Source organism: Faecalibacterium sp. 9, assembly GCF_048320955.1.
GTDB lineage: Bacteria > Bacillota > Clostridia > Oscillospirales > Ruminococcaceae > Faecalibacterium > Faecalibacterium wellingii.
Genome location: NZ_JBLWGB010000001.1, coordinates 79462 through 96015, shown reverse-complemented (window position 1 = coordinate 96015; position 16554 = coordinate 79462). Strand labels below are relative to the sequence as shown.

The following is a 16554-nucleotide window of genomic DNA, read 5'->3' as shown; positions in this document are numbered from 1 at the left end:
TGTTAATATTCCAGAAGATGCCCCATCCGTGCCTGCTTCGTTTTCAGGTAAAACAGGTCATACGGGGTCGCCGTCATCTGAATGGGTACGCGCTCGGAGATCTCCAGCCCAAACTCGGAGAGCTGATATACTTTGTCCGGGTTATTGGTAAGCAGGCGCAGACTTTTTACGCCAAGTTCCCGGAGGATCTGCGCGCCGAGATAATACTCCCGTTCATCTCCATGGAACCCCAGAGCGAGATTGGCTTCCAGCGTATCCATGCCCTGCTCCTGAAGTTCATAGGCACGCAGTTTATTGATCAGACCGATGCCCCGGCCTTCCTGCCGCATATAGAGCAGGATACCCCGGTCTTCTTTTTCGATCTGCGTCATGGCAGCGGCCAGCTGCTGGCCGCAGTCACAACGCAAAGAGCCAAATGTATCTCCTGTCAGGCATTCCGAGTGGACGCGGCACAGAATATCCTTTCCATCGCCAATCTCACCTTTTACCAGTGCAATGTGATGCTCTCCGTTCAGGCGGCTCACGAAACCATAAGCTCTGAAGGTGCCATACTTGGTGGGCAGGTTCACTGCCGTTACCTGATCGACCAGTTTATCGTGACACTTGCGGTACTCCTGTAAATCACGGATGGTGATGAATTTGATCTGGAAACGCTCTGCCAGCTTTGCCAGTTCAGCGGTGCGCATCATCGTGCCATCCTCCCGCATGATCTCGCAGCACAGGCCGCATTCTTTCAGCCCTGCCAGACGGCACAGGTCAACGGTTGCTTCCGTGTGACCGTTGCGCTCCAACACACCGTTCTTTTTTGCCAGAAGGGGGAACATATGGCCCGGTCTGCGGAAATCTTCTGCTTTTGCGTGATCGTCCACACAAGCCATCGCCGTAATGGAACGCTCTGCGGCAGAAATGCCCGTAGAAGTAGAAACGTGGTCGATGGACACCGTAAATGCCGTTTCATGGTTGTCGGTGTTATACTGCACCATCTGCGGAAATTGCAGCTTCTGGACGAAAGCCTCGGACATCGGCATACAGATCAGACCTTTGCCGTGGGTCGCCATAAAGTTGACGTTTTCGGTGGTGGCAAATTCGGCAGCACAGATGAAGTCCCCCTCGTTTTCACGGTCGGGGTCATCCGTTACCAGAATGATTTTTCCTTGCTTCAGGTCTTGCAAAGCTTCGGGAATGGTATTGAAGTTCATCGTAAACTCTCCTTAAAAGCCGCAGCGCAGCAGCATTTCTTTTGTGAGCGTGTTTTGCTTCGGTGTTTCTGATGGAAGCAGCCTCTCGATATATTTTCCAACAACATCGGTTTCCAAATTGACAAAATCCCCTTTGTGCCGTTGGTTCAGGTTCGTCTGACGGACGGTGTGCGGTATCGTGGACACGGAAAAGCCCGTAGGTTCCACCGCAGCCACGGTCAGGCTGATACCGTCTATTGTGATAGAGCCTTTTTCAACGACATAGCGAAGGATCGCAGGATCTGCATGAATGGTGTACCAGATAGCCGTATCGTCTTTTCGGATATTAGCAATGCGTCCGACGCCATCCACATGGCCTGCTACGATGTGTCCGCCAAAACGTCCGTTGGCCGGCATGGCACGTTCCAGATTGACAGAACTTCCAACGGTGAGCTGTGCAAGCGCAGAGCGGTTCAAGGTCTCGTGCATGACATCCGCAGCAAAGCTATCCGGGAAGAGCTGCCTGACGGTCAGACAGATGCCGTTGACGGCGATGCTGTCGCCGATCCTGGTTCCTTCCAGAACCGTTTTTGCACGAACAGTCAGTACGGCGGAATGCTGTCCCCGATTGATGGATTTTATTGTTCCGACTTCTTCCACGATTCCGGTAAACACGGGTACTCCACCTCACTTTCGATCAGAAAATCTTTGCCAAGCTGTTCCAATCGGCTGTTTTTCAGGCGGAATGCAGCATCCGGAAGCGGGACACCTGCACCCTCAATGGGTGCTTTGGCATCCCTTCCTCCGAACAGCTTCGGGGCAATGTAAGCCTGTACCTGCTGCACGATGCCGCTTTCCAGTGCAGACCAGTTCAAGGTTCCGCCGCCTTCCAGCAGAATGCTGTCGATCTGCTCCTGCCCCAGCTGTTCCATCAGTTGCAGAAGATTCACATGACCGCAATGCGCTTCCAGACAAAGGACCCGGCACCCGGCCTGTTGATATGCCGCCTGCTTCTCCGGGTCGCCGCAGCAGGTCGCAAGAATGGTCGGAACCTGTTTGGCGGTCATGACCACCTGTGATTGCAGCGGTGTCCGCAAATGTGTATCACAGATGATCCGGACGGGATCACGGCCACCCTCTATCCGGCAGGTCAGCAGCGGGTCATCTGCCAGAATGGTTCCGACTCCCACCATAATGCCGCGGAATCGGTGTCGCTGCCGTTGAACATGATTCCGGGCAATTTCCCCGGTGATCCATTTGGAAGCGCCTGTGTATGTGGCGATTTTTCCGTCCATCGTCATGGCGTATTTCATGGAAACGAAGGGGCGTTTTGTGGTGATATAGTGGAAGAACACCTTGTTCAGCGCATCGCATTCCTCTTGCAGAACATTTTCGGTCACATCTATGCCGTGTGCGCGCAGGATTGCAATTCCTTTTCCAGCCACCAGCGGATTCGGGTCAGCAGAACCCACGACCACCCGGTGAATGCCCGCGTCCAGAATCGCATCCACGCAGGGCGGCTGCTTTCCGTAATGGCAGCACGGCTCCAATGTCACATACAGGGTCGCTCCCTGCGGATCTTCGGTGCAGGATGCCAGCGCATTGCGCTCCGCATGAGCCTGACCGTATCTCTGGTGCCAGCCCTGTCCGATGATCCTGCCCTCTTTTACGACCACGGCACCCACCATCGGGTTGGGCGATGTCCATCCGCAACCCTTTTTTGCAAGCTGCAAAGCCAGACGCATATAGTCTTTGTCGTTCATCGTGTCGCCTCCAAAAGAAAAAGCCCTGAACAAAAACGTTCAGGGCAAGCCGAAAAGACACAAGGGACCCTTGTGCAAAAAAGAAAGCTCCAGAATGCAAACGCATCCCAGAGCAGCCTCCACAAGCGCCGAACCGTGCGGGCTCTGCGCTTGGTATCTTCTTTCATCCAGACTGTACTGTCGGCTTCGGAGTTTCACCGAATCATGCCTTACGGCTCGTGGGCTGTACCACCGGTAGGGAATCGCACCCTGCCCTGAAGATTTCTGATTCAATTACAGCGGCATTATAGCACGGCTCCTTTCGGATTGCAAGGGCATTCTGCAAACCGGGACGAAACCGGGATGAAGCGAATCGCTACAACAATAAAATCACATCGTCCGTAGGACAATGTGAACGGAGAATCCAAAGGGGCGCGGGTCGCCAGGCGAGAGCAGCGCCCTTTGGCACACGACTTTGCTTGCAAAGTCTAGTGTGTTACACCTTGGTTCCGGCTGATGCGGAAAAGGGGCTGCGAGAGGCTCCGGCAAGCACCTGTTCTGCGGCAGAAGGATGCGCGGATGGGCATGGTCTGCATGAAGGTCTGGTGTCGGAAGAAGTATGGCAGACTGCACAGGTCAAGATGAAAGCCAATGCACAGAAGTATGAGCTGGCAGCTCGTCCCAAAACAGACCGGGTGCATCTGCTGTCCAACATCCTGAAATGCCCGGTCTGCGGTGCGGAAATGTATGGCAATAAGTCCATCAAGAAGCGACCGGACGGGACAAAGTACAAGGACTTCTATTATTACGGCTGCAAGCACCGCAATATGCAGCGGGGCTACAAGTGTGATTACCGCAAGCAGATCCAGGAGGAAGTGCTGGATGCGGCAGTTGCTGAAGTGGTGTCCAGGCTGGTCAGCAATCCCCGCTTTGCCGCTATGATGCAAGAGAAGATCAATATGAAGGTGGATACCACTGCCATTGAGCAGGAAATCGCCGCCTATGAGAAGCAGCTACGGCAGCACTACTCCACAAAATCCCGGCTTATGGAGGAAATCGACAGCTTTGACCCGGACGACCGGCACTTTATCGCCCGAAAATCCGACCTTGACGACCGCCTTTATAAGATGTACGATAAAATCGAAGAGGCGGAAAATGGACTGATGGATGCCCGGGCAAAGAAGCAGACCATTGAAGCCGATAAAATCACAGGCGACAACATCTATAAGATCCTGATTTGCTTCGACAAGCTCTATGCCACCATGACCGAGGCGGAACGCCGCAGACTAGTGGAGATTTTGATCGATGAGGTGCAGATCTACCCGGAACGCCAGCCTAACGGACAGTGGCTGAAGTCCGTCCGGTTCAAGCTGCCCATCATCGACCATGACCTTGAATTGAGTTTGGACAATAAGGATCGTGTCGAGGTTGTGTGTTCGATGGTTAGAGTCAAAAAGCATTGATCTAATGTGAAGTAGGGTAAACCGTTTTATGTATTCTGTTACACAGCGTATAAAAATGATCCGGCAATATGAAGGAAAATAAGTAGGCCTGTGCGGTCTGGTGAAAAATAACAACACAAATAGCACAGAGAAAAGGAGCATCCCATGAACGCAAATATCAATTATGATGAGATCCCGGATACCAGTGCCGTGCAGGAGGACCTGCTTGCGGCGCTGAGCAGCCAGCATGTGACCGTGCACACGAATGAGGAGCCGGACTTCGACTACATGGAAAACGAAGATGTGGCCTTTGTGGTCAAGAATCCGCACAACGAAGAGAATCTGCTCGTTGAACTGGGCGGAGAGTTTTCGGTGTTCTTCGGCCTGTGGCATGGGCAGTACAAGGCGGTGGAGTATGACTACGACCGCATGAAGAAGGACGTTGCCGCGATTCTGGCGGGCAATGCCGGTGTGCTGAGCCTGTATGCCGATGGCAGATGGCAGGGCAGTACCCTCTGCCCGGAGAAGGTGTCTGCCGATGCTGATATGGAAAAGCTGCTGGAACGCTGCTGGCAAAAGCAGGAGCCGAAGGAAAAACTGCTGGCACAGGGCGGCAGGGTGGAATTGCTCTACTGGGACCCGGCGGAGAACAAAAGCTTTGTCATTCCGGCGAAAGGATGACACTTTTTACGCGAAAGACTATTATGAAAAAGCAAAAACAGCCAGGCCCGTGGGCCTGGCTGTTTTGCCATGGAATGTAAAAATTTAGACCTTCTCGATGGTGATGCTCCAATCGGCGGTCATGGCCTCGTCCGGCTCCAGCACCTCGTGCCGGCCTTCCTCGTTGACGCTGTTGGCCCAGCCGTTCCAGGGCTCCATGCACACGAAGCTCTCGGCATCCTGCTGCCACAGCACGGCGTGGTCGAAGCTGTCGTCGGCATCCACAGTCACCTTGTGGCCGTTGCCGCTGTCGGTGAGGGTCATGGGGAACTGCACGCCGGTCAGCAGGCGCACGCTGTTGTCGGCACCTTCCTTGCGGGTGAGGGTGATCTTTTCCGGGGCAGCGGGCTGTTCGCCCTTGGCGCTCTCGGAACAGGTGGCGCAATGGATGTCAAAGTCCACGTTTTCCAGCTTGGAAGCCTTGAAGTAGGGGTGGAAGCCGAAGCTGAAGGGCATGTTGGTATCGCCCTCGTTGATCACGGTCATGTTGATGGCGGCAGTATTGCCCTCAAGGTTATAATTCATCAGCACGGTGAAATCGAAGGGATAGAGGAACTTGGTCAGCGGGGTGGACTCCAGGATCAGGGTCACGCCGTCCGGGCCGACGCTCTCCACATCCCATGCGCACAGGTCGGCAAAGCCGTGGTTCTCCATGGGGTATGCCTTGCCGTCGAAGATATGCACGCCGTTATCGGGCAGGCCGCAGTTGGGGAACAGCACCGGCACGCCGAAGCGGGGACGGTTGCACTCGGAAAAATTGGGGTGGCGGGTCCAGATGTATTCCTCGCCGTTCAGCGAGAAGCCGGTGATCATGCCGCCGCGCTCCGGGGTGATGACCAGCTCGGTCTTTGCCTCGGCATCGGTGATGACATACTGCTCGTAGCAGGCACCGTTTTCGGTGACGTAACGGGTGGTGATCTGATTCATGGTTCAGTCCTCCTTATGTTTCTGGCTCTGTGCCAGTTTTTCAAAATAATAATCAATGCCATAGCGGATGAGATATTTTATGACCCTTGCAATAACGGCCACGATAGCGGCAAAAATGCCGCCGTAAAGCAGGAACGCATAGATCATCATACGGGTGGTCATAGCCATAAAAACACATCCCTTCCGTTTTCATGCACAAAGAGGCTGCCGTACAGCCAAAGTGCCATACAGCAGCCTCGAAACGATTACAGAACGACACCGTCCTTGAAGATGGAGATCTCGCGGAAGCCGTGCTTCTCGGCCTTGGTCTGCTCACCGCTTGCAACGCGGATGACCAGATCCAGCAGGTCCTTTGCGGCCTCGTCGATGGTCTTTTCGCCATCTGCGATCACGCCGGTGTTGAAGTCGATCCAGCCGGATTTCTTCTGGGCCAGCGGAGTGTTGGTGGAGATCTTCAGGGTGGGAGCCGGGGCCGAGAACGGAGTGCCGCGGCCGGTGGAGAACAGGATCAGGTGTGCGCCTGCGGCGGTCATGGCGGTGGCGGAGACCAGATCATTGCCGGGGCCGTACAGCATGTTCAGGCCCTTGGTGACAACGGGATCACCGTAGCCGATGACATCCATGATGGGAGCAGTGCCGCCCTTCTGGACGCAGCCGCAGCTCTTGTCCTCCAGCGTGGTGATGCCGCCCTGCTTGTTGCCCGGAGAGGGGTTATCGTAGACCACCTCGTTGTGGCTGATGAAGTAATCCTTGAAGCCGTTGATCATGTGCTCAGCCTTGACAAAGACGTCATGGTTGATGCAGCGATCCATCAGGAAGCCCTCGGCACCGAACATCTCGGGCACCTCGGTCAGCACGGTGGAACCGCCGCGCTGGCCCATCATGTCGGAGAAGCGGCCGATGGTGGGGTTGGCGGTGATGCCGGACAGGCCGTCCGAGCCGCCGCACTTCATGCCCACCACCAGATCGGACACGGGGATGGGCTCACGCTTGAACTGACCGGCGTAAGCGGCCAGCTCCTTGAGGATATCGCGGGCGGCGGTGAACTCGTCGTCCACCTCCTGACAGGTGAGGAACTTCACACGGTCGTGGTCGTACTCGCCCAGCTCTTCCACGAACTGATCGTGCTGCAGGTTCTCGCAGCCCAGATGCAGCACCAGAACGGCGGCAGCATTGGGGTGGCGCACCAGCGCAGCCAGCAGCTTGCGGGTCTGTGCATGGTCGTGGCCGGTCTGGCTGCAGCCGAAGGGATGGGTGAAGGTGTACAGGCCCTCGATGGAGCCGGTGACCAGATCCTGATTGTCGGCAACGATCTTCTTGGCGATGTCGTTGACGCAGCCCACGGTGGGGATGATCCAGATCTCATTGCGGATGGCGGCGCGGCCGTCCTTGCGGCGGAAGCCCATAAAGGTCTCCGGCTCGACCTTGGGCAGGGGAGCCAGATCCGGGGCGGGGTTGTAGCTGTACTCCACCTCGCCGGACAGGTTGGTGTGCACGTTATGGGTGTGCATCCAGCTGCCGGGAGCGGCGTCGGCGGTGGCGTGGCCGATGGGGAAGCCGTACTTGATGACGTTCTCGCCGTTCTTGATGGGCTTGACCGCCATCTTGTGGCCCTGCGGAATGTCCTCCAGAGCAGTCACGGAAAGACCGTCCACTTCCACCAGCGTGCCCTTGGCAATGGGGTGCAGAGCAACGACCACGTTGTCGATGGGGCTGATATGAATTGCCTGCGGCATAGTTGTTCTCCTTGTTGACAATTAAAAGCACAAAAGGGAATGAACCCTCTCCGTCATCGCCATGCGATGCCACCTCTCCCGAAGGGCGAGGTCTTTGCGATGAAAACTTTACGTTTCCGCAAAAGCTCCCCCCTCGGGGGAGCTGGACGCGAAGCGGACTGAGAGGGTTCACACCTCAAAGCAATGTTTCTTTTAAACGATCAGGCTTACAGGCAGCTCTTGTAAGCAGCCTCGGCACCCTCGGTGCGGATCTTCTCGAGGTCTGCCAGAACAGCGGCCTCCAGACCCTCGATCTTGGTCAGATCCTGATCCCACATCTGGGTGTTGGTCAGCACAGCATGCACCAGCTGGGCTGCGGTGTCGTCCTTGTGTGCATAGTAGAAGTCCAGAGCCCATGCGTCATCCTGGATCTTGTAGGTGTTGCCGGCGGGGCGCTTGCAGATCAGGCCGTCAGCGGTACGCTCCTGAATGTCGCTGGAATAGAAGGCAATGTAGGCTGCCAGAGACATGGTCAGGCACTTGGGCAGCTGCTTCTGCTCCTCGATGTAAGCCAGGAAGGAAGGCATGTTGCGGGCCTTCCACTTGGAGGTGGAGTTCAGGGAGATGCTCATCAGCTCATGGTTGACGAAGGGGTTGTTGAAGCGGTCCTCAACAGCGGAGGCAAACTCTTCCAGATCCTTCTTGTCCAGCGGCAGGGTGGGGATGATCTCCTCGTGCAGCATCTTGTTCATGAAGCCGCGGATGGTGTCGTTGTGCATGCAGTCACGGACGATGTCAAAGCCTGCCAGATATGCGCCCAGAACGAAGCCGGTGTGGGCACCGTTCAGGATGCGGACCTTGCGCTTCTTGTAGGGGGTGACGTCAGGCACGACCATGACGTTGACGCCGGCCTTCTTGAACGGCAGCTTGTTCTCCAGCTCTGCGGGACCCTCGATGACCCACACGCCGAACACTTCGCCCACGTCCAGAGCGGCATCATGGTAGCCGTTGGCCTCTTCCATGGCAGCCAGTTCCTTGGGATCGCGGATGCGGCCCGGAACGATGCGGTCCACCAGAGTGGAGCAGAAGGTGTTGGCGTTGTTCATCCAGTCGATGAAAGCAGGCTCCAGATTCCAGTCCTTTGCGTAGTTGTTGCAGCACTTCTTCAGCTCTTTGCCGTTGTTGTCGATCAGCTCGCAGGACAGGATGGTCAGACCCTTGTCAGCAGCACCGTTGAATGCCTTGTAGCGCTCGAACAGCACGCGGGTCAGCTTTGCGGGGAAGCTGTTGGGAGGAACCTGATCGAACTGGCTGTCGCCCTGCGTGTAGGCGATGCCGGCCTCAGTGGTGTTGGAAACAATGGTCTCCAGGTCGGCAGAACGTGCCAGAGCCAGCACTTCGTCCCACTTGCCATCGATGTAGGGGCACACACAGTCGGACACGCAGGAGATCACGCGCTTTGCATCGACCTTCTGGCCCTTCTCGCTGCCGCGCAGGTACAGGGTGTACAGGCCCTCCTGCTCGTTGATCCAGTCTGCCATCTGGGGGAAGTTGCTGATGGGCTGCACCAGCTTGACCTTGCCGTTGTAGCCGGCCTTCTCGTTTGCGATGTCATAGAAGTAATCCACGAAAGCACGCAGGAAGTTGCCCTCGCCAAACTGCATGACCTTGACGGGTGCATCCTTCAGGATGTAGCCGTTGTAGCCGGTGCCTTCCAGAACCTTGTAGTTCAAAGTTTCCATCTTGTTGATCTCCTTTATAAACTTGCTTTGCTTATCAGAGAGCCTCTTTATCTGCTCTCTGCTCCTTACCCTATTTTATGCTGTTGTATACAAATAAGTCAAGGGCTTTGTGCAATATTTTTAGCCCAAAGGTGCCATTTTGGGGCATTTCCAGCGAAAAGCACAATTGTGTGCTAGAAAATTTGTCACTTTTTCAGTTGTATACATGCAAATTTTCCGCTATACTAAAAGTAAGACGAGTTTGCCCGTGCAGGCGGGTGTCCCGTTGTACACAACGTTTGACTATTTTCTAACAAACATCGATCAGAAAAAGGAGTTATCGACCCATGAAAGCATTTATGGATAAGGACTTCATGCTCCAGTCTGCCACTGCGCAGCATCTGTACCACGACTACGCTGCGGATATGCCTATCTGCGACTACCACTGCCACATCCCTCCCCGTGAGATCTACGAGAACCGCCGCTTTGAGAACATCGCTCAGGTGTGGCTGGGCGGCCGCAACCCGGACGGCAGCTACTTCGGCGACCATTATAAGTGGCGCGTGATGCGTTCCAACGGTGTGCCCGAAGAGTACATCACCGGTGATAAGCCTGACCGCGAGCGCTTCCAGAAGTTTGCAGAGGCTCTGCCCATGGCCATCGGCAACCCGATGTACCACTGGACCAATCTGGAGCTGCATGTGTTCTTCGGCTACGAGGGCGTGCTGAACGGCGATACCGCTGAGGAAGTCTGGAACCTGTGCAACGACAAGCTGCAGCATGATCCCAAGCTGACCGTCCGCGGCCTGATCGAGCAGTCCAACGTTGCCTTCATCGGCACCACCGATGACCCCATCGATGATCTGTACTGGCACAAGAAGATCAAGGAAGATCCCACCATCAAGTTCACCGTGGCTCCTTCCTTCCGTCCCGATAAGGCCATCAACATCAACAAGCCCGGCTTTGCAGAGTACATGGGCAAGCTGGCCGCTGTTGTGGGCAAGGAGAAGCTGGCCTGCATCGACTGCGTGACCGATGCCCTGACCAAGCGCATCGAGTTCTTTGCCGAGATGGGCTGCCGCGCTTCCGACCACGGCCTGGATTACATCCCCTACCGTGAGGCTACTAAGGAAGAGGTCAACGCCATTTACCAGAAGGTGATGAAGGGCGAGAGCTGCACCACCGAAGAGGCTGAGAAGTACCAGACCTACATCCTGATCCATCTGGGCAAGCAGTATCACCGTCTGGGCATTGCCATGCAGATCCACTACAACTGCCTGCGCGGTGTGAACCGCAAGATGAACGCTCTGCTGGGACCCGACACCGGCTATGATATGATCAACACCGCTACCTGCGGCGGCGAGATTGCAAGCCTGCTGAGCGCCCTGAACGACACCGACGAGTGCCCCAAGACCATCATCTACAGCCTGAACCCCGCCGACGACGCACAGATCGGCACCATTCTGGGCTGCTTCCAGAACAGCGAGGTGCCGGGCAAGATCCAGCACGGCTCCGCATGGTGGTTCAACGACCACAAGATCGGCATGGAAGAGCAGATGACCCGTCTGGCAAGCCTGGGCCTGCTGGGCAACTTCGTTGGCATGCTGACCGACAGCCGCAGCTTCCTGAGCTACACCCGTCATGACTACTTCCGCCGCATCCTGTGCAACATCATCGGCCAGTGGGTCGAGGATGGCGAGTATCCCAACGACGAGAAGGCTCTGGAGAAGATCGTCAAGGGCATCTGCTTTGACAATGCAAAGCGCTACTTCAACCTGTAAGAGAAGTGCCTGAACCTGAATAAGGTATAACACAAAGCCCCCGGAACGGTGATCCGTTCCGGGGGCTTTTGCGTAAACAGAAGAGCTTTACTTTACAAGGCTGCGCAGCACGACACGCGCAGTGGAAACATCGGAACCGAGCAGGGTGTCGTAGACGTTCAGCACGTCCCGGATGGCCTGCAGGTTGTCCTTGGTCAGGGTGTAGGTCTTGGTGGAGCCGTCCCTGCCGGTAAAGGTGGCGGTGACGCTCTTGGCGGCAAGCCACTCGTTCAGCCAGCCGGTCTCGTCGTCCATATCGAACAGCTCATAGGCGAACCATGCCTTGAGGTCGTTGTCGTAGCCGCCGATGAACTCTTCACCACAGGTAAAGTCGTAGTAGTTATCCTCGGTCTCTACCCGAACAGATTTCATGTCCAGCTTTTTATCGCCGAAGTAGGTCATGCCCAGACTGAGATACACGGTGGGATCATCGTTGGTAACGAACAGGTAGGGGTACAGACCGCAGGAGGCCTTTTCCATGCTGGCCTCCTCGTAGGGAGAATCGATCTGCCAGCCCTCGGCCTCGCTGTCATAGGTGACAGTGAACTTGGACAGGGCAGAGCGCAGCTGCGCCTCCGACACCGCATTGGTCACTGAAAGCTCTGCCGGGGCAGGCTCGTCCGGAAGAGCAGGGCTCAGGGCAAAGGCAGAGACGCCGCCCATCAGGATGGCGGCGGTGCACAGGCAGGCGGCACCGCGCTTGAACAGTCCGGTCAGTTTCATAAGGATCTCCTTTCGCTTCACAGAAATGCTTTTTCTCTGTCCAGAGCATACCAGATTTTACGGCCTCTGACAGCAAAACGGCATGAATCGCCCTTCAGATGCATCAGAACGACCGTTCAGATGGTGTGCAGTGCGGATGAAAACGGCTTCTTACACCTGATGGTTTTCCAGCCAGTCGGTCATCTGCTGGGCGATGCCCTTGATGCTGCCCTCCTCAAAGGGAACTTTCAGCCCGGCAGTCTCCAGCAGCTCGGTATAGCTGGCCGTACCGGCGCGGCGCACAAGGCGCAGATAGCGCGCCCATGCATCCTTGTGGTCGGTCAGGCTCAGCAGGAAGAACTGCAGCGCGGCCATGGTGGACAGGCAGTAGTCGATATAATAGAAGGGGCACTCATAAATGTGCAGCTGGCGCTGCCAGCCTGCGCCCCGGCCATAGAAGGGCAGATTGTCAAAATCGATCCACGGGCGGTATTTCTTTTCCAGCTTGAGCCACTCGGCATTGCGTTCATCGGGGGTCAGGTCCGGATTCTGGTACATGATGTGCTGGAACTCGTCCACCTCGCAGCCGTAGGCAAGGAACACGAAGCTGTCCTCGGCGTGCAGCAGGGCGTATTTGTCGGTATCCCGGCCGAAGAGCAGATGATGCCACGGCGCAGTGAGGAACTCCATGGCCATGGAGTGGATCTCTGCACTCTCCATGCCGGGGCATTCCAGATCGGCGGGGATGGCGGGGTCACGCTCGGCTACATAGCCCTCAAAGGCATGGCCGCATTCGTGGGTCAGCACGTCCACATCGCCGGAGGTATCGTTCCAGTTGGCAAAGATGAAGGGGGCCTTGTAGCTGGGCAGGCTGGTCATATAGCCGCCGGACATCTTGCCGGGGCGGCTCTCCACATCGAACAGCTCGTTGTCCTGCATAAAGTCGATGAACTCGGAGGTCTCGGGGCTCAGCTCGTGGTACATGGTGCGGGCGGCATCCATGCGGGCCTTGTAGCCGGGGATGGGCTTGGGGTTGCCGTCCCGGAACAGAATGGGCAGGTCGGTAAAGGCGGGATGGGCGATGCCGGTGCGCTTTGCGCGCAGGGCCATCACCTTCTGCAGCTGAGGCACCACATCGTTTGCGACCTGATCGCGGAATTTCCGGATCTCCTCCGGGCCGTAGCCGATGCGGTTCATGCGGACGTAGGAGAGCTCGCTGTAGTCGTGATAGCCCATCACCCGGGCCTGTGCATTCAGGTTCTGGACGATCTGACCGTACAGCTCGTCCAGCTCGGCACGGTGGGCGTCAAAGTAACCGGCCTCGGCTTCGTAGGCGGCACGGCGCACAGCGGGGTCCAGATCTTCTTTGTAGGGGCCCAGCTGGGGGATGGTGAGCTGTTTGCCGTCCAGCTCCACCAGTGCGCCGCCGTAGATCTGCTGGTAGCGGCTCACCAGAGCATTGAACTGCTGCTGCAGCTCCACGGTACGGTCGTCCATGCTGAGGACGGCGTTCTTCATGCCGGCCACGCAGGTGGTGCCGAATTTTTCGGTCAGGGCATCCACATGGGGATTTGCCAGAAATGCCCGGCTGATCTCCACGCTGGCGTTGGTCACGGCGGGGCCGTTGGCATCAAAGAAGTCCTGCTCGGCCTTCCAGTAAGCGTCGCGGGTGTCGCAGGTGTAGTGGATGTTGGCGAGGTTCGCGGCGGTGTTGTACTCTGCAAAGGCTTCGCTCTGCTCATAGTAGAGCCGGACAAGGGCATCGCCGTCCGGTGCGGCAGCGGCCTTTGCGGCCAGCTCCCTGCACCGGGCCAGCAGGGCATCGATGTCCGGGCGGGTATAGGTCATTTCGTTGAATTTCATCGGGAAACATTCCTTTCCGGGAGAAAACTCCATATTTAAGGTTAAACTCATCTTACCACGTTATGCGGCAAATGAAAAGAGGATACAGGCCAAAACCCGGCAGATGCTATGCACAACTGCTAAAAATTGGTGCTGTGTTTTAGCAAAGTTATCCATTGATATGGTTGCAAGGCCGCAGAAAAAAGACTATAATAAAGCCATCAACAGAGTAAGACCATGTGCGTTAAGTGCCGCATCAACGGGGAGTTGTGCTGTGGACGAAGGTGTACCCGCGGTGCATGGTCTGCATCCCGCTGCTGCATGGACTTGGGTGCAGGCGAGACGGCTTGCGTCCCGCCCGGAAGTGAAAGTTGTTGGATTCACGCCCTCCTTTGTGCGGTTTGTCACAGGGAGGGCGTTTTTGTTTGTGCAGACCGCCCACCCGGTATTCCTTTTGCAAGGAGGACAGTTGATATGAACAACTCGAAAAATTCCGTCCGTACGCTCACCATGCTGGCCCTGCTGGTGGCAATGAGCATCGTGTTCAGCCGGGTGCTGAGCATCTCCACCGGCTTTGTGCGGTTCAATCTGGGCAGCCTGCCGGTGCTGCTGGCAGCGCTGCTGTTCGGCCCGGGAGCAGGCTTTGCCGTGGGCGCTGTGGCCGATATGATCGGCGGCGTGCTGGCAGGCTACGCCATCAACCCGCTCATCACGCTGGGCGCAGGTGCCGTTGGTCTGGTGGCGGGGCTTGCATGGCAGAAGCTGCCCGGGCTGCGCACCGGCCTGCGGCTGCAGATCAGCGTGCTGCTGGGACACTTTGTGGGTTCCATGGTCATCACCTCGCTGGCACTGCGCATCTTCTACGGCTACCCGTGGGCAACGCTGGCCGTGCGCATCCCCAATGCACTGATCCTGGCTGCGGTGAACACCGTGCTGCTGCGCATCCTGCTGGAAAACCGTGCCCTGATGAAGATGGTGAAGAAATAAAAGCTTTCCGTATCCGCAAAAATAAAAATTCGTCTAAAATAGTGATCTCGAAAAGAGGCATTACAATGAATTACGAACAGGCAATGGAATACATCCACGCCGTCCAGTGGGCCGGCCACAAGCCCGGCCTGACACGTACCCGCACCCTGCTGGCCGCACTGGGCGACCCGCACAAACAGCTCAGATTCGTGCATGTTGCAGGCACCAACGGCAAGGGGAGCACCGCCGCCATGATGGCGTCCTGCCTGCAGGCCGCAGGCTATCGGGTGGGCCTGTACACCTCGCCCTTCATCAACCGCTTCAACGAGCGCATTCAGGTCAACGGAGTGCAGATCCCGGATGAAGAGCTGGTGAGACTGGTGGAGCAGGTAAAGCCTGCCGCCGACACCATGGAGGATGTACCCACCGAGTTTGAGATCATCACGGCGCTGGGGATGCTCTATTTTGCCCAGCAGAAATGTGAGATCGTGGTGCTGGAGGTGGGCCTTGGCGGCACGCTGGATTCCACCAACGTCATTGATGCCCCGGAATGCGCAGTCATCACGGCACTGGGCATGGATCATGTGAAGGAGCTTGGCCCCACCCTTGGGGACATCGCTGCCGCCAAGGCGGGGATCATCAAGGAAGGTTGTCCGGTGGTGAGCTATGGCGGTGTGCCGGAAGCGGACGCCGTGATCCGCCGCGTGGCAGCGGAAAAGCACGCCGAGCTGACCGAGGTGGATTTCAGCAGGCTGAAATACGAGGGCGGCAGCCTTGACGCTGTGGAGTTCGACTTTGACGGCCTGACCGATGTGCACCTGCCCCTGATCGGCAGCTACCAGCCCCGGAATGCGGCGCTGGCGGTCACGGCTCTGCGGGTGATGCGCGCCCATGGCTGGAACATTCCGGAAAGCGCCATCCGCACAGGTCTGGAAACGGTCAGCTGGCCGGGCCGGTTCGAGCTGCTGCGGTACGCGCCCGCCTTCCTGCTGGACGGCAGCCACAATGCCCATGGAATGCGGGCCACGGTGCAGAGCCTGAAAGACCGTTTCCCGGGGCAGAAGTTTGTTTTTCTGGTCAGCATTATGGCAGACAAGGATGTGGACCAGATGCTGAGCCTGCTGGCTCCGCTGGCTGTGCGGTTCGTCACGGTGACGGCACACACGCCCCGGGCAATGCCCGCCGAGGTGCTGGCAGAACACATCCGGGCCTATGGCTGCAGGGCAGAAGCGGCCGACTCCATCGAAGCAGGCGTGGCCCGGGCGGTGGAGCTGGGCGGTGAAGGCCCGGTGTGCGCGCTGGGAACGCTGTACTTCTCCGGTGATGTGCGGAACGCATTTGCGGAACTTGTGAAGGACTGACGATTTAAAATGGCTCCGCGTGCGCTGCGCCATCATCAGCGGAAAAATTATTTTTAATATTTGCAACTCCGGAAGATCTGCGGATCTTCCGGAGTTGCTTTTTCACGGAAAAAGTTGCTTCTTGTGCAGAGAGCGGTCGCGTGGGACAGGCTTAAGGGCTTTTATAAAATTCTTCTCCGTCGGTGACGCTCCGCTGGGCCAGAGGCAGGGAGGGGTGTTTCGAGTCCCCCCTCCCTGCCTCTGGACTCCACCCACCCCGCAACGAGAAAGGGGCTGCACGCCCCTTTCAGACCCCAAAGCTGTTGGGCTCCATACAAAAAATCCAAGTCGCTCCGCTAAAGGATTTTTTGTGTTGCGCCGATTTCAAGGCCCCTCAGTCGCTGCGCGACAGCTCCCCGCAGGGGAGCGAGCGCCAGCA

Annotated in this window: 14 protein-coding genes and 2 riboswitches; of the genes, 5 read left to right on the top strand and 9 right to left on the bottom strand. The window is 57.0% G+C overall.

Annotated features, from left to right (window positions below; genetic code table 11):
* Positions 1 to 2 precede the first annotated feature (2 nt).
* Genes ACKXF9_RS00450 through ribD form a run of 3 tightly spaced genes read right to left on the bottom strand, consistent with a single transcriptional unit; the run spans position 3 to position 2941 of the window.
* Positions 3 to 1199 (bottom strand): bifunctional 3,4-dihydroxy-2-butanone-4-phosphate synthase/GTP cyclohydrolase II, encoded by a 1197-nt coding sequence (locus ACKXF9_RS00450; protein ID WP_418264974.1) that lies wholly within the window; start codon positions 1197 to 1199, stop codon positions 3 to 5.
* Positions 1200 to 1211: 12 nt separating this feature from the next.
* Positions 1212 to 1853 (bottom strand): riboflavin synthase, encoded by a 642-nt coding sequence (locus ACKXF9_RS00445; protein WP_418264973.1) that lies wholly within the window; start codon positions 1851 to 1853, stop codon positions 1212 to 1214.
* A complete protein-coding gene (ribD, locus tag ACKXF9_RS00440; RefSeq protein ID WP_418264972.1) occupies positions 1817 to 2941 on the bottom strand; it encodes a bifunctional diaminohydroxyphosphoribosylaminopyrimidine deaminase/5-amino-6-(5-phosphoribosylamino)uracil reductase RibD in 1125 nt (374 codons plus the stop codon). The genes ACKXF9_RS00445 and ribD overlap by 37 nt, the downstream gene beginning before the upstream one ends.
* Before the next feature lie 151 nt (positions 2942 to 3092).
* Positions 3093 to 3207: riboswitch (FMN riboswitch) on the bottom strand.
* 318 nt (positions 3208 to 3525) lie between these two features.
* Here ribD and ACKXF9_RS00435 point away from each other — a divergent pair.
* Positions 3526 to 4383 (top strand): zinc ribbon domain-containing protein, encoded by an 858-nt coding sequence (locus ACKXF9_RS00435; RefSeq protein ID WP_418264971.1) that lies wholly within the window; start codon positions 3526 to 3528, stop codon positions 4381 to 4383.
* Between the two features lie 144 nt (positions 4384 to 4527).
* Positions 4528 to 5043 carry a hypothetical protein gene (locus tag ACKXF9_RS00430; RefSeq protein ID WP_418264970.1) on the top strand — a complete coding sequence of 172 codons (516 nt, stop codon included), beginning with the start codon at positions 4528 to 4530 and terminating at the stop codon, positions 5041 to 5043.
* Positions 5044 to 5127: 84 nt separating this feature from the next.
* On the opposite strand, the gene ACKXF9_RS00425 is transcribed toward ACKXF9_RS00430, so the two are convergent.
* The 4 genes from ACKXF9_RS00425 to ACKXF9_RS00410 all read right to left on the bottom strand — a co-directional run bounded on the left by ACKXF9_RS00425 (position 5128) and on the right by ACKXF9_RS00410 (position 9466).
* Complete coding sequence (locus ACKXF9_RS00425) at positions 5128 to 6009, bottom strand: aldose epimerase (RefSeq protein ID WP_348584930.1); 882 nt, start codon at positions 6007 to 6009, stop codon at positions 5128 to 5130.
* 3 nt (positions 6010 to 6012) lie between these two features.
* The gene (locus ACKXF9_RS00420) at positions 6013 to 6177 is read right to left on the bottom strand and encodes a hypothetical protein (RefSeq protein ID WP_291014039.1); all 165 of its coding nucleotides are present in this window, start codon (positions 6175 to 6177) and stop codon (positions 6013 to 6015) included.
* Between the two features lie 77 nt (positions 6178 to 6254).
* Positions 6255 to 7745: a UxaA family hydrolase gene (locus ACKXF9_RS00415; RefSeq protein WP_005944146.1), complete on the bottom strand. Its 1491-nt coding sequence runs from the start codon at positions 7743 to 7745 to the stop codon at positions 6255 to 6257.
* Positions 7746 to 7951: 206 nt separating this feature from the next.
* Positions 7952 to 9466, bottom strand: coding sequence for a tagaturonate reductase (locus ACKXF9_RS00410; protein ID WP_418264969.1), 1515 nt, complete (start codon positions 9464 to 9466; stop codon positions 7952 to 7954).
* Positions 9467 to 9792: 326 nt separating this feature from the next.
* On the opposite strand from ACKXF9_RS00410, the gene uxaC reads away from it, so the two are divergent.
* Entirely contained in the window at positions 9793 to 11226 is a 1434-nt protein-coding gene (gene uxaC, locus ACKXF9_RS00405) for a glucuronate isomerase (RefSeq protein ID WP_339395085.1), read from the top strand.
* An 87-nt stretch (positions 11227 to 11313) separates the two neighbouring features.
* Here uxaC and ACKXF9_RS00400 read toward each other — a convergent pair whose 3' ends face one another.
* Positions 11314 to 11988 (bottom strand): hypothetical protein, encoded by a 675-nt coding sequence (locus ACKXF9_RS00400; protein WP_418264968.1) that lies wholly within the window; start codon positions 11986 to 11988, stop codon positions 11314 to 11316.
* Between the two features lie 150 nt (positions 11989 to 12138).
* Positions 12139 to 13830: a M3 family oligoendopeptidase gene (locus ACKXF9_RS00395; protein WP_418264967.1), complete on the bottom strand. Its 1692-nt coding sequence runs from the start codon at positions 13828 to 13830 to the stop codon at positions 12139 to 12141.
* Positions 13831 to 14032: 202 nt separating this feature from the next.
* Positions 14033 to 14128: riboswitch (THF riboswitch) on the top strand.
* A gap of 155 nt (positions 14129 to 14283) precedes the next feature.
* Between ACKXF9_RS00395 and ACKXF9_RS00390 the strand changes: the two genes are divergently transcribed.
* Entirely contained in the window at positions 14284 to 14796 is a 513-nt protein-coding gene (locus ACKXF9_RS00390; RefSeq protein ID WP_418264966.1) for a folate family ECF transporter S component, read from the top strand.
* Between the two features lie 65 nt (positions 14797 to 14861).
* Entirely contained in the window at positions 14862 to 16136 is a 1275-nt protein-coding gene (locus tag ACKXF9_RS00385) for a bifunctional folylpolyglutamate synthase/dihydrofolate synthase (protein ID WP_418264965.1), read from the top strand.
* The last annotated feature ends 418 nt before the right edge of the window (positions 16137 to 16554 follow it).